Annotated in this window: 8 protein-coding genes; 5 read left to right on the top strand and 3 right to left on the bottom strand. The window is 45.3% G+C overall.

Translation table 11 applies throughout. The annotated features are described in order from the left end of the window. The first annotated feature begins 214 nt into the window (after positions 1–214). On the top strand, positions 215–706 hold the full coding sequence (rfaH, locus tag HOP38_RS12645; protein ID WP_006071087.1) for a transcription/translation regulatory transformer protein RfaH: 492 nt from the start codon (positions 215–217) through the stop codon (positions 704–706). Positions 707–763: 57 nt separating this feature from the next. On the opposite strand, the gene dapD is transcribed toward rfaH, so the two are convergent. The 3 genes from dapD to HOP38_RS12630 form a co-directional block, all read right to left on the bottom strand. Then, positions 764–1795, bottom strand: a complete 1032-nt coding sequence (gene dapD, locus HOP38_RS12640; protein ID WP_198558181.1) for a 2,3,4,5-tetrahydropyridine-2,6-dicarboxylate N-succinyltransferase — start codon at positions 1793–1795, stop codon at positions 764–766. A 265-nt stretch (positions 1796–2060) separates the two neighbouring features. Continuing rightward, the gene (locus HOP38_RS12635; protein ID WP_006071091.1) at positions 2061–2357 is read right to left on the bottom strand and encodes a YebG family protein; all 297 of its coding nucleotides are present in this window, start codon (positions 2355–2357) and stop codon (positions 2061–2063) included. 126 nt (positions 2358–2483) lie between these two features. Then, on the bottom strand, positions 2484–3377 hold the full coding sequence (locus HOP38_RS12630) for a LysR family transcriptional regulator (RefSeq protein ID WP_006071093.1): 894 nt from the start codon (positions 3375–3377) through the stop codon (positions 2484–2486). 97 nt (positions 3378–3474) lie between these two features. Between HOP38_RS12630 and HOP38_RS12625 the strand changes: the two genes are divergently transcribed. From HOP38_RS12625 to recD, 4 genes are all read left to right on the top strand, one after another. After that, positions 3475–4449 carry a TDT family transporter gene (locus tag HOP38_RS12625; protein ID WP_006071095.1) on the top strand — a complete coding sequence of 325 codons (975 nt, stop codon included), beginning with the start codon at positions 3475–3477 and terminating at the stop codon, positions 4447–4449. Between the two features lie 77 nt (positions 4450–4526). Further along, positions 4527–8003, top strand: coding sequence for an exodeoxyribonuclease V subunit gamma (gene recC / locus HOP38_RS12620; protein ID WP_198558180.1), 3477 nt, complete (start codon positions 4527–4529; stop codon positions 8001–8003). Positions 8004–8249: 246 nt separating this feature from the next. Further along, the gene (gene recB, locus HOP38_RS12615) at positions 8250–11867 is read left to right on the top strand and encodes an exodeoxyribonuclease V subunit beta (protein ID WP_198558285.1); all 3618 of its coding nucleotides are present in this window, start codon (positions 8250–8252) and stop codon (positions 11865–11867) included. After that, positions 11867–14035 (top strand): exodeoxyribonuclease V subunit alpha, encoded by a 2169-nt coding sequence (recD, locus tag HOP38_RS12610; protein WP_198558179.1) that lies wholly within the window; start codon positions 11867–11869, stop codon positions 14033–14035. Before recB ends, recD begins: the two co-directional genes overlap by 1 nt. Positions 14036–14037: the final 2 nt, after the last annotated feature.

Raw genomic sequence — 14037 nt, 5'->3', positions numbered from 1 at the left:
ATATTGTGAATAAAATGTTTAACACAATGAAATGTAAGTAAATTTTTCAGGGATGGTACGAGAAAAATGTGCTGCAAACTAACATTTCATTTTTTGTTAACTCGCAATTATTAGGAATATTCCTCTTTACTATTCGATTCATTAATTGAACTTTAGAGAAAGACCGCAAATTTAGTGATACGATGTAGGTAATTAGAAACATTATGCAGTGAAAATGAAACGTTGGTATTTGCTTTATTGTAAGCGCGGAGAACAAGCTCGCGCGAAAATGCATCTCGAAAATCAAGGCTTAGAGTGCTACTACCCAGAGATCTCGGTAGAAAAAATATTGCGTGGCAAACGACAGAATGTGAAAGAGCCGCTCTTTCCATCCTATGTATTCGTGAAGTTTGATTATGAGGTAGGACCTTCTTTCACTACCGTTCGCTCGACACGAGGTGTGGTTGATTTCATTCGTTTTGGTGCTCAACCAAAAGAGATCAATGGTGATCTGATTTTTGAATTAAGATCGATGGTTCATTGTGATGAGCCAGATTGCGCTGACCTTCCTGACAAAGGGGAATGCGTGAGAGTGATTGGTGGTCAGTTTGCGGGCATTGAAGCCATTTTCCAAGAGGCTGACGGTGAGGCGCGTTCTATTATGTTAGTCAATTTGATTAACAAACAAGTCCCAGTAAGTATCGACAATAAAGATTTGGATATATAAAAAGAGCCTCAGCATTATGCTGAGGCTCTTTTTTGAACATCGTGATATTGCTACCGACTAGTTATTGCTGTGTAGCTCGCTGTTTAACTCAACCGCAGTCTTATTAGTTAGACATTCGATTTGACCAGTCACAGAGTTGCGACGGAATAGTAAGTCTGGCTTACCTGCAAGGTCACGTGCTTTGACGATTTCTACTTCTTGACCAGAAGCATCAAGCATACGTACTTTAGAACCCGCAGTAACATACAGGCCAGACTCAACAGTACAGCGATCACCAAGCGGGAATCCGAGACCCGCATTTGCGCCCAGTAGTGAGTTCTCACCAATAGACACTACAACCGTGCCGCCGCCTGACAGTGTGCCCATGATAGATGCACCACCACCAATATCAGAGCCGTTACCAACAACAACACCAGCAGAAATTCGGCCTTCAACCATGCTAACGCCTGTCGTGCCTGCGTTAAAGTTGATGAAACCTTCATGCATAACCGTTGTACCTTCACCAACATGTGCGCCAAGACGTACACGAGAAGTGTCGGCGATACGAACGCCAGTTGGAACCACGTAGTCCACCATTTTAGGGAACTTATCGACGCAATCAACCGTTAGCGTTTCGCCTGCAAGGCGAGCTTCGATTTGGCGGTCAGCCAGTTCTGGAAGGTCGATAGCACCTTGGTTAGTCCACGCGATGTTATGAAGTAGACCAAAGATGCCGTCTAGCACTGTACCGTGTGGTTGAACCAAGCGGTTAGAAATCAGTTGTAGCTTCAAGAAGCCCTCTGCGACAGATTGTGGCTTCTCGTCAGTGGCAAGAATAACGATAACTAATGGTTGAGAAGAGTTTGCTGCTTTTTCTGCGAAGGATGCATTTTGTACATCGTCGTTTGATGCGAATGCTGTCGCTAATGCAGCGCTTTGCTCTGCAGTTACTTCAATCGCTTGGTTACCGTCTGTGTAACCTGCTACTTCAGCAATGGCTGAGACCAGTGCGTCACTTGGATTTAGACGTGGGTGTGGGAAAAACGCTTCGATGATTTTACCGTCGCGGTTTTTGGTTGCGCTGCCGAAAGCAATTGAATATGCTGCCATGACTCTCGTTCTCCATGTATAGAATTGTCCAAAAGTCGCGCCAAACTGCAGCGACTTGGTGTAATTTGTTGGCAATCATCTTATAGAGTGACAGGATGTGATGAAAGGGCAAAAATGGCAAAAGTCTGTAAAACGATACCCTTTGTCTTTTTAGCGATAGTTTTGTCTAATAAGAAATAGTCGATACTAGAGACAAAAAAACCAGCAGGACCTGATTGGCCGTTGCTGGTTTATTGATGAGAAGGGGAATACTAAGGTAAGCGATTTATGCTGCAGCCTCGCTATCATCCTCTTCCACAGGCTCAACCACTTTTGGTTTCTTTGGTGTCGGTTTGCGTTTAGCACCCAGAGCATAAAGCACTTCTTCTTTACGTTGAGCAAGGAAAAGGGATAGCTCTTCCTGTTTTGCTTCATCTTCAATGAGCTCACTTTCGCCTAGCAGTGAGAATAACTCGTCTGCCATATCCAACATTTTGTCATAAGCGTCAGCTTCAGCTTTAGAGGTAAAAGTCATCTTTTCTTCTCCGTTGCGTTCCACCACGTACTTGACGATTACAGCCATGGTCAATCCTCTAATATGTTAATTTTGAAACGTGTAATACTGTCTGTTTATACAGATGCGAGATCCGCTTGTCCAGTCGGCGGGTCAAAAGTGAGAACTGATTGCCTATTTCCTATTCATGCAAGACTAGGCTTTATCCCACACCTGACAAAAATCGATAAAGTTCTTAAGCAGCGGGCTCTGATATTTCTCTTTATGAACTAATACCCAGAACCGTCGCTTCATATCCAGCGCAACGGGAAGTTGTTTGATACGACCGTCATTAATCGCTGTTTGTGCGGCAAGTTTAGATAAACATGCGAGACCTAATCCCGCCGATACGCAGTTAATGATCGCTTCTGTGGTATTCAGCTCGAATGCTTCGTGCCATACCTCTATTCTTGGTGCAACCGTTCTTAAAAAAAACTCTCTTGTGCCGGAACCCGGTTCTCGCAATATCCAATCGCTGTTTTCAAGCAAGGACAAATCATTCATATCACTAGTTGCTAGTGGGTGATTGACCGAGGAGACGATACACATTTCATCTTCACTAAACTGAGTGCTATTAAGTTCGGGATGCAGCGTTTTACCTTCAACCAAGCCAATATCTAACTCATAATCGATGAGCTTTTGGCAGATCAACGCGGTATTGGAAATAAACAACTGTTGCGCTTTATGTTGGTGTTGCTGGCGAAAATCACTCAATAAAAACGGCGCTAATTGATTACCAACGGTATCACTGGCGCCAATGCGTAGTTGCCCGCGATAACTTTGCTCATCGCTAAATAGAGATTCTATGTCGCGACTTCGACTAAGCAGTTCATCGGCGAGAGGGAGTAACTTCTGACCCTCTTGATTGATCACTAAACGGTTATTTACCCGATCAAAAAGAGCATGGCCGATTTGCTTTTCTAGTTCACTTAACGACATACTCACCGCCGCTTTTGAGAGAAACAGTGTTTCCGACGCAGCAGTGAGAGTTTGATGCTGAGTGACGGCTACGAAGACTTTAAGTTGCTTAAGCGAGATATGTGGGGTCATGTTTAGTTAATCTGAACGTTAGTTGAATTTTAATGGATATACCTAAACATAAGGCAGAGTTAGAATAAGCGCAACACATTAATTGAGGCAGCTAATAATGATTGCGACCGTGAAAAAAGCACACTACAGAGTTAAAGGCGCACCTACACCAATGGCAGGGTTGGCTTTAGGTATCGCGAGTCTTGGCTGGTGTTGGGAAAATGCACTGGAACTGCATCATGGCGCACAGTGGATGGGCGCGGCCATCGCGAGTGTATTACTTGTGATTTTGGCTTACAAATTTTTATTTCATAACCACCTATTAAGAGAAGACCTAGCACACCCTGTTGTGGGCAGTGTTGTTCCTACGTTTGCAATGGCCACTATGGTGGTCTCTCACTCAGTTGGTCAGTTTTTACCAAGACTCGGTGATGGTATCTGGCTAGTTGCTGTAGGCTTACATATCGTGTTCCTAGCAAGCTTTGTTTATCACCGTAGTCGTGATTTCGAATTACACCATATGGTGCCAAGCTGGTTTGTACCACCTGTTGGTATTGTGGTTGCGGATGTGGCGTTCTCTGGTAATCCAAATCTGCAATGGGTAGCAAATGGTGCTTTGTACTTTGGTCTAGGTGTGTACGCAGTGATGCTTCCTACCATGATTTATCGTTTGATTTTCACTCACGAAATTCCAGACGCAGCTAAACCAACATTAGCGATTATGGCAGCGCCAGCGAGTCTCTCACTTGCCGGTTACCTAACCGTGGCAGCAGAGCCTTCACCAGTGATACTTGCACTGCTATTCGGTATTGCAGTACTGATGACGATGATTATCTATTTAGCGTTCATTAAATTGCTTCGTTTACCATTTAGCCCAGGCTATGCAGCATTTACTTTCCCAATGGTTATAGGTGCAACAGCCTTGTACAAATTGGTAGCCTGGATGGGCGCTCACGGAATATCAGAGAGTGCGATTCAGCAAGTTCGAGTGCTAGCCAATATTGAGTTAATTGTGGCAACGATTGTTGTAAGCTACGTAGCGGTACGTTACTTAATGGCTTATCTACCTAAACCTTCACATCAAACAGCGTAGGGCTTCAAGTAAATATTAGAACTGAAGTTAATGTGTTAATCTTGAGTGAGGACAATTAGTTAAAGGCGCGCGGCAACGTGTTCACCGTTTATCACTCAAATCAAATCGATGTATTGAAATCTCTACTGGTGCAATTAATCAAGATTGACCCACTAGATAATCCATTCGAAAAAGAACAGATTCTTGTGCAAAGCCCAGGTATGTCACAATGGCTGAAAATGGCGCTGGCACAAGAATTTGGCATTGCTGCCAATATCGACTTTCCACTTCCCGCGACGTTTATTTGGGATCGATTTGTTCAAGTGTTGGATGAGGTGCCCAAGCGCAGTGCATTCAATAAAGAAGCGATGACATGGAAAATCATGCATCTGTTACCGCTTCATCTCAATGACCCAGACTTTGCTCCGCTCGCTCAGTACCTTTCCGATGATGCCGATGCCTCGAAACGCTATCAATTGGCTGAAAAAATCGCCGATATCTATGACGGCTACTTGGTTTATCGACCAGAGTGGATAGCGGCATGGGAAGCTGGGGAACCTGTCGTTGAACTGGAAGATCAGCAGCCTTGGCAACCTAAACTATGGCAGGCGTTGTATGATCATACGGTAGCGTTAGGTCAGTCACCTTACCACCGTGCTAACCTCTATGAACACTTTATTGATGCCTTAACACACAATGTGGATGTGAAATCGCATGGTCTAGATAGGCTGCCCAAGCGCTTATTTGTTTTCGGCATTTCTTCTTTGCCCCCGAGATACTTGGACGCCCTTAAGGCGCTCGGGCAGCATATTGATGTGCATCTGATGTTCACCAACCCTTGTCGTTATTACTGGGGTGAAGTGCGTGACAGAAAATATCTGTCCAAGCTTGCCGCCAATAAGCGCAAGCATTTACAACAAATTGCCGATGTGGCGCATTCTGGCGATATGTCGATGGTGGAGCAGCTTAAAGGCTCCATCGAGCAAAATATCGAAGATGAACTGCATATCTCTGAAGTTGGCAACAGCTTACTAGCGTCTATGGGTAAGTTAGGAAGGGATAATCTCTATCTTCTTTCACAGCTGGAGTCGAACGAAATAGAAGCATTTGTTGATGGACAGCGAACTACGCTGTTGGAAAATATCCAAGCGGATATTTTGAACTTAGAAGAACACCAAGATGATCAGCTATTGCTAAGTTCTCAACATAAGCCAACCATTTTGCCTCAAGATCATTCACTATCTTTACACGTTTGCCACAGTCCAATGCGTGAAGTGGAAGTGTTGCATGATAACTTGCTAGCGATGTTTGATCGTAACCCCGATCTCAAGCCGCGTGATGTGATTGTCATGGTAGCCGATATCAACGCCTATAGCCCTGCGATTCAGGCGGTATTTGGTAATGCTTCCGGTGAGCGCTACATTCCATTTTCGATCTCGGACCGAACGGCAGACAAAGAAAGCCCTTTATTGAATGCTTTTAACCTATTATTGCAGTTACCTGAGTTGCGTTGTTCCAGTAGTGAGTTACTTGAATTGCTTGAGGTACCTGCTATTTTGCAGCGATTCAATATCAGTGACAGTGAATTTGCTACATTAAAACTTTGGGTCGAAGAGGCTCAGATACGTTGGGGTTTGGATAACCACACTGCCAGTGAGTTCGACTTACCTGAATTTGAGCAAAACTCATGGATGTTCGGTATTTCTCGAATGCTGGCCGGGTATGCTATTAGTGAACAAGCTGGCTTGTTTGAGTTTGAGCATGGCACCATTGCGCCTTATGAGCAGACTCAAGGTATGCAAGCCGAAAGTGCAGGCAAACTGGCACAGTTTATCGATACCATTACCAAGTATCGTGGATTGCTTGCCAAATCCGCACCAATAGATACATGGCAAACCAACATAAATGCCTTGTTGGATGATTTCTTTGATGTTGATCTAGAAGGTGAAGTGGTTGTAAAAGCGATTCGTGACACGCTTTCTGGTCTCAAAGAACAGCTTCAAGATGCTTGCTATAGCGAACCACTTGCACCTCGCATTGTACGCCAATATTTTATCGATAAGCTATCGGGATCACGAGTCAGTCAGCGCTTCCTTGCTGGGCAAGTCAACTTCTGTACCTTAATGCCAATGCGCTCGATACCATTTAAAGCTGTGTGTTTGCTTGGTATGAATGACGGTGTTTACCCGAGAAGTGTTCCACCTGAAAGTTTTGACTTAATGACAGGTCGCACCAAACCGGGAGATCGATCTCGTCGAGATGATGACCGCTATCTATTTTTGGAAGCCTTATTATCGGCACAGCAACAGCTTTATATTAGCTACGTTGGACGCTCTATTCAGGACAACACTGAGCGAGTACCTTCGGTACTGGTATCAGAGCTGGTGGAATATTGTGAGCAAAACTACTGCTTGCAAGGAGATAGTGAGTTAAGCGTGGATGAGTCTGGAGCCAAACTTCGCAACAGTTTGGTTCAGGAATACGCGATGGTGCCGTTTAGTGCTTCTCATTTTAAGTCCGCACACAGCTATCAAAGTTATGCCTCCGAGTGGCTACCCGCTGCTTTGCAGCAGCTCAGTAATGTGAGGTTTGACGGTTCAGAGCCATTTACGCTTGAGCCTATTGAACGTGCCGTCGGCAGTGTTGTTGAGCTGGAACTTACCGAGTTGCAGCGTTTTTGGCGGTTGCCCGTTCAATATCTATTCAACCGCAGGCTTGAAGTCAGTTTTGATTCACAGCAGTTTACAACCGAAGACGATGAACCCTTTGCGCTTAATGGATTAGAGAGCTTTGTATTGCGAAAAGAGCTACTTGATTTCTTTACTAAATCAGAAGACGGCACTGACTTAATAACGGCATTTAAATCCGAACAGAAGGCGCAAGGCTATCTACCTATCAATCACTTCGGTGATTTGGAATTTGCATCGAACGTGGTGCAAACCGAAGAACTCGCTAAGGCCGTGAGACCGCTGTCGAATAAAGCATTGGACGATACCGAAATAAACCTGCAATTAACCTTGGGTTCGATCACCATTAAATTACAAGGTTGGGTCACGGGTATTTATGCCTCAGGCTTGCTTAGATACCGTAGTGGGCGTTTGCGTTCTAGTGACTATTTAAGTGCGTGGATTGACCATCTAGCACTGACCCTCGCAGGTCAACCAGCAGCGACCCATATGCTGGCCTACGACAAAAAAGAAGGGGTAGTACATCGTGTCTATCCTCAACTTGATAGTGTTCAAGCGGAACAGTATATGAGGCAATTACTTGAGTTGTTTCTTGGTGGTTTGGATAAACCTCTAGCCTATTTCCCTGAATCGGCATTAGCAGGTATCGAGGCGAACTATAGTCGAGGCAACTGGACTCCGAACGATGAAAAGATGTTGAGTAAAATGGAAGCTCGATTTATCGGTGGTTACATGCAAACGGGAGAGGGCGAGAATCCTTATATTTCTAGAGTCTGGCCTGAATGGAGTGAAGTGCTTGCCAATGATCTCAAATTAGTCTCGCAGCTCGTGCTAGAAGCCCCAAGAACCCTAAGTATGGATGCTGAAGAGTACTACTCTCATGAATAGGGAAAGTTTCGTGAATTTGGGAAGGCTGCGTGAGCAAGAAAGGGGGCGGCCGCCAGTATTTTTATAGTGTGTAGGGAGATTGCTGTGCGGCCAAGTAGGTCAGAGGGACCAGTTTCTAGGGCGCATAGTAGTGGGAGCAGATAATGAATTCCGTGAATGCGATCGCACCCTGTATAAATGATAGTTATATCTAATTGATAGAATTAAAGAATTAAGCGTTGGATCACACAGTTGAGTTTAAACACCATGTCACAGAGCCATGAACCAATAGCGTTAGACACCATGCAGTTTCCATTGCACGGTGCAAGATTAATAGAAGCGTCAGCGGGTACTGGTAAAACATTTACCATTGCGGGCCTTTATTTGCGCCTACTTCTCGGTCATGGCAGCGACCAAAGTCGTCATAAACAGCCACTAACTGTCGACCAGATTTTAGTCGTAACGTTTACTGAAGCGGCAACGGCTGAGCTTAGAGATCGTATTCGCGCTCGAATTCATCAGGCTCGAATTGCTTTTGCGCGCGGTGACAGTGACGACCCGGTCATTAAACCTCTTCTAAATGACATAACAGATCATCGCTTTGCGGTAGATACTTTGCTTCAGGCAGAACGCCAAATGGACGAAGCGGCGGTGTACACCATCCACGGTTTCTGCCAAAGAATGCTGACACAAAATGCGTTTGAGTCTGGATCTCGATTCAATAATGAATTCATCACCGACGAAAGCCGACTAAAAGCTCAAGTGGTCGCAGATTTTTGGCGCAGTCAGTTTTATCCGCTAGGGTTGGAGCTTGCAAGTGAAGTCCGAAAGCTATGGGCGACGCCAAATGATCTACTCAAAGTGATTGCCAATTACTTGACTGGCCCGGCGCTGTCGCTAACAAATGTCGATGCTTGTAGTGACATTACCCAGCTTCATGCACAGAATTTACAGCGAATCCGAACCCTTAAGTCGGAATGGCTAGCGGTCGCTGACGACATTGTTGGTTGTGTGAGTCAATCGGATGTAAACAAACGCAGTTACACTAAAAAGTCACTGCCGACTTGGGTTGAGGCGATTACTGATTGGTCTAAACAAGAAACATTGGACTACTACCTACCAACGCAATTAGAAAAATTCGCTCAAAACGTTCTTACAGAAAAAACGCCTAAAGGCGACGCGCCAACGATGGCGATCTTTACTGAGATTGAAGCCTTCTTAGCACAGCCACCTGAGCTCAAAACCTCGTTGTTGGCATTGGCTATTCAGCATTGTCGTCAGCGATTGGCTCTAGCTAAGGAACAAAAGCAATGGCTCTCATTTGATGATTTGCTGACCCATTTATCAGCGGCTTTGGACAGCGAATCTGGTGACACTCTGGCGGAAAAAATCCGAACACAATTTCCGGTGGCGATGATTGATGAGTTCCAAGATACAGATCCGCTTCAGTATCAGATATTTAGTCATGTGTACTTAAATCACGCCGACTGTGGTTGGTTTATGATTGGTGACCCGAAACAGGCAATCTATGGTTTTCGTGGAGCTGATATCTTTACTTATATACAAGCTCGAAACCAGGTACAAGACCACTATACGTTAGGTACGAATTGGCGTTCCAGCGAGAGCATGGTCACTGGCGTTAATGCACTGTTTAAACAGGCAGATTCGGCTTTTCTTTACGATGATGATATTCCGTTTCATGCTGTCAATGCTAGCCCTAAAGCGAGTAAAATGCAGTGGCAGTGTAACGGTGAACATCAAGCGGCAATGCAGTTTTGGCTCCAAGACGCGGAATCCCCCGTTGCTAAGAGTGAGTATGTACCAACGATGGCAGCTGCCACCGCTCAGCACATCAAACAGGTATTAACCCAGTCCCAAACCGGTAAAGCAGCGCTGATTAATGGTGACAACAACGAAGCGATTGAAGCGGGCAATATCGCAGTGTTGGTGAGAACTGGTAGTGAAGGTCAGTTGATTAAACAGGCCTTGGCTGAGCGCGGTATCGCTAGTGTTTATCTTTCCAACCGTGATAGCGTTTTTACCAGCGAAATAGCTGATGACTTACTGCGTTTGATGCTGGCAGTTTGGCATCAAGACGATGAAAGAATGCTAAAAAGTGCGTTAGCCTCCCAGCTATTTGCTCTGCCTGCCGTTCAACTGGACAGCCTCAATAATGATGAAAATCTCTGGGAACAAGTGGTTGCTGAATTTCGTGACTATCGCCAACAGTGGATATCGCGCGGTATTTTACCAATGCTGCGTTCAGTATTGTTTAAGCGAGAAATCTCCAACCGATTGTTGTCTACTGATGGTGGTGAACGATTACTTACCGACTATCTCCACTTGGGCGAACTGCTGCAAGCAGCAAGACAAGATATGGAGAGCGACAGTGCATTACTACGTTGGTTGGGGCAAGCGATAGAGGATGCCAAGCAAGGATTAGGCTCTAGTGATGAGCATATTCAGCGTTTAGAGTCAGAGCGTAATCTCGTTCAGATTATCACTATTCATAAGTCAAAGGGTTTGGAATACGACTTGGTTTATTTGCCGTTTGTGGTGAGTTATCGAGAAGCGATGGAAGCCAAGTATTATGATGCCGAAAGCCAATCATCGGTACTCGATCTACGTCAATCATCAGCCTCTATGGCACAAGCCGATAAAGAGCGGCTTGCCGAAGATTTGCGCCTCATCTATGTGGCATTAACTCGTGCAGTTTATGGTTGTTTTATCGGGATGGCGCCACTGAGAAATGGCCGCTCAACCAAGGAGCCAACTGGAGTTCATCACAGCGCAATAGGGCATCTAATCCAAAATGGTCAAGAAATGGGAGTGAGCGAGTTAAGTTCTGCGCTCAATCAGCTTGCCAATGCTTCTCAAGCTATCGCTATCACAGAGGTACCAGTACTTGATGAGGAGCGTTATCAAGAGTTGGCGCAACCGACCGAAGAGCTCGTCGCTAAAGCTCAATCAATGGCCATTGATCGTGACTGGCGAATCACCAGTTATTCAGCCCTTGTAAAACAGAGCCATCATAGCAACGATAGTGAGGTGTTTATTGAAGCATCCGGACTTGATATCGATTCATCCGAAGAGCATGAAGTCGACGTGTTATTGGAACCAGAAAAAACCATTTTTCATTTTCCTAAAGGGGCGCGTCCCGGCACGTTTTTACATACCGTGTTTGAAGAAATCGAATTTACAGAGCCCGCGACATCACTACAAAATAGCGAGGTTATTCGACAGCTTCTCGAGCGAGAGCAATACGATGCAGAATGGTTACCGGTGATTCAGCAACTTGTCGATCAGGTCATGAATACGGCGCTAGATGGTGAAGCGCTGTACTTAAGAGATAAGGACTCTACGCAACGTTTGGTGGAAATGGAATTTCTTTTGCCGATTGAAGTGCTTGATGCGGTGTCATTAAACCGTGTTATACAACGCTACGATGCGTTATCCGCTAAGGCGAGCGAGCTGGGCTTTTACACCGTTAAAGGCATGCTTAAAGGTTTTATTGACTTAGTGTTCGAACATCAAGGTAAGTACTATGTGCTCGACTGGAAATCTAACCATTTAGGTGATGAAGCAGAGCGTTATCAAAAACATCAACTCGATAACGCTATGGTTGATCATCGCTATGATCTCCAGTACCAAATTTACGCACTAGCGCTGCATCGGTTCTTGAAAACCCGTATCTCTGATTACGATTATGACCAGCATTTTGGCGGCGTGTTTTATCTCTTTTTACGTGGTGTTAGGCCCGATTCTGACTCCGGTATTTTTAGTGCTAGGCCCGACAAAGCCATGATAGAAGCATTAGATGGGCTTATTTCAGGAGAGTCTTTGCAATTAGATGAGACAAATGAGCAAATGGGGTTAGGATTCTGATGGCAATGGTATTAAAAAACTTCTCCGAATGGGTCATGTATCTAGCGGAAAAAAATGTCTTGAGACCGCTGGATTTTCAGTTTGCGAAGTTTATCTCTTCCATTGAGCAACAGCATCGAGATCCGTTGATGTGGTTAGCTGCGGTTACAAGCTACCAATTAGGTCAAGGGCATATTTGCGTCAACCTTGATGCAGATGAGCAAGTCTCTCTGCCGATGCCAAGCTTGATCGGTTTGTACGGTGAAGCTGCTGAGTCGCTAGAGTGCATGGTGAGTCAAGTCGATTGGCAAAAGGTAATGACGGAGGCGTCTACGGTTACCTGTTTGTCTCCAAACGACATTATGACATCGGCGGTCACGCCATTGGTTTGGCAGCAAAATAGATTATATCTACAGCGTTATTACTACTTTGAACAGACGATCGCTACTCGCCTCCATGCCATGGCTGAACCGATTTCCATTGAGAGAGATGCGCTGCAAAGCGTCGCAAAGATGTTAGATCGCCTATTCACGCGTGAGTACCACTATCTTTATTCCGCTTTGTCTGCTCTACCCGCAGAGCAGAATAATCAGGTTATGCGCCAGCAAGTTATCTGCGATTTTCTCGATGTGGTTAAGCCGGAATCTATCGATTGGCAATATGTTGACGATATAGTCACGCAAGCGACAAACGTAAAAGCACTTCAAGGTTTGGATGATGCTATTCCATTATCTCTGTGTTTAAACTGGCAAAAAGTGGCAGCCGCAGTTGCGCTTACACGTCGCTTCGCTGTGATATCAGGCGGACCTGGTACTGGCAAAACTACGACGGTAACTAAGTTGTTAGCTGCGATGGTACATCAGGCGAATCAAGCCGGTGAATCACCTTCAATTAAGCTGGTGGCGCCAACGGGGAAGGCGGCAGCTCGTTTGACGGAATCCATAGGTAAAGCGGTAGACTCGTTAACTGTGGAGCCAGAAATTAAGCAGCAAATTCCAACGGAGTCGAGCACGCTACATCGCTTACTCGGTGCAATCCCCGGTCGCGTTGAGTTTCGACATAACAACGCTAACCCATTGCATTTAGATGTGTTGGTTCTCGATGAAGCGTCTATGGTGGATCTGCCGATGATGCATCGTCTATTGGATGCGTTACCGGCGCATGCTCGACTTATTCTTCTTGGAGACAAAGACCAGCTAGCCTCAGTGGAAGCCGGAGCAGTGTTGTCGGACATTTGTGACTTTGCTCAGTTTGGTTACAGCAGTCAGCAAAATGATTTGATTCAAGCGTTAACACAGTTTGATTGCCGATTAGCTGGCAAAGTGGAATCCTCAAAATCCGCCTCTGCATTGGTTGATAGTTTGTGCGTGCTACAAAAAAGTTATCGTTTTGATGCAAGGTCTGGCATCGGTCAACTAGCTAAGCAAGTTAACTCGGCAAATAGCTACGGTTTTGATCAGGTCTGGAACAAAACATTTGATGATATTGAATGGCTAGCCTTAAGTGCGGATAGCTATCAACAGTTAGTTGATAAGCTAGTACGTACTTACAAAGATTACCTGACGCTATTGGTGCGCGCCAATCCGCAAGGAGAAGAACTGCAAAGTGCTGAAACGTTGTCACATTGGCAGCAGCGTTTGGCGAGAGAGGTGCTCTCCAGTTTTGCCCAAAGCCGGTTGTTGTGTGCGGTTCGTGAAGGCGATTTTGGAGTTTCAGGGCTTAATCAGCGAATCGAAAAACGTCTAAAGCAACGCGGGCTAATTTCTCGCGGTGACGAGGCGTGGTATATCGGCCGCCCTGTGATGGTGACGAGAAATGATCATGGTCTTGGCTTATTTAACGGTGATATAGGCATTTGTATGTGGGACCATTGCGCTGAGACACCAAGGCTTAAAGTATTTTTTGAATTGCCTGATGGTAGTATTAAGTCTGTGCTGCCGAGCCGTATGCCTGAGCATGAGACGGCTTATGCGATGACGATTCATAAGTCTCAAGGCAGTGAGTTTTCTCATACGTTTATGATTTTACCAGCCGACTTCTCGCCCTTGTTGACTAAAGAGCTTATCTATACTGGCATTACCCGAGCGAAAAAACAGTTCACTTTGGTGGCTGATCAACGAGTCGTGAATCGAGGTATTCGCCATAAAACTTTACGACATAGTGGTTTAGCGAAGCGGTTAGTGAACTAAAA

Origin of the sequence: Vibrio mediterranei (assembly GCF_013364395.1) — a bacterium.
GTDB classification, from domain to species: Bacteria; Pseudomonadota; Gammaproteobacteria; order Enterobacterales; family Vibrionaceae; genus Vibrio; species Vibrio mediterranei.
This window is presented reverse-complemented; position numbering and strand designations above follow the sequence as displayed.

What these genes read in the sequence shown, in the direction of transcription:
- rfaH (WP_006071087.1), top strand. Translation starts at nt 215, where the DNA reads ATGAAACGTTGGTATTTGCTTTATTGTAAGCGCGGAGAACAAGCTCGC.
- dapD (WP_198558181.1), bottom strand. Translation starts at nt 1,795, where the DNA reads ATGGCAGCATATTCAATTGCTTTCGGCAGCGCAACCAAAAACCGCGAC.
- HOP38_RS12635 (WP_006071091.1), bottom strand. Translation starts at nt 2,357, where the DNA reads ATGGCTGTAATCGTCAAGTACGTGGTGGAACGCAACGGAGAAGAAAAG.
- HOP38_RS12630 (WP_006071093.1), bottom strand. Translation starts at nt 3,377, where the DNA reads ATGACCCCACATATCTCGCTTAAGCAACTTAAAGTCTTCGTAGCCGTC.
- HOP38_RS12625 (WP_006071095.1), top strand. Translation starts at nt 3,475, where the DNA reads ATGATTGCGACCGTGAAAAAAGCACACTACAGAGTTAAAGGCGCACCT.
- recB (WP_198558285.1), top strand. Translation starts at nt 8,250, where the DNA reads ATGTCACAGAGCCATGAACCAATAGCGTTAGACACCATGCAGTTTCCA.
- recD (WP_198558179.1), top strand. Translation starts at nt 11,867, where the DNA reads ATGGCAATGGTATTAAAAAACTTCTCCGAATGGGTCATGTATCTAGCG.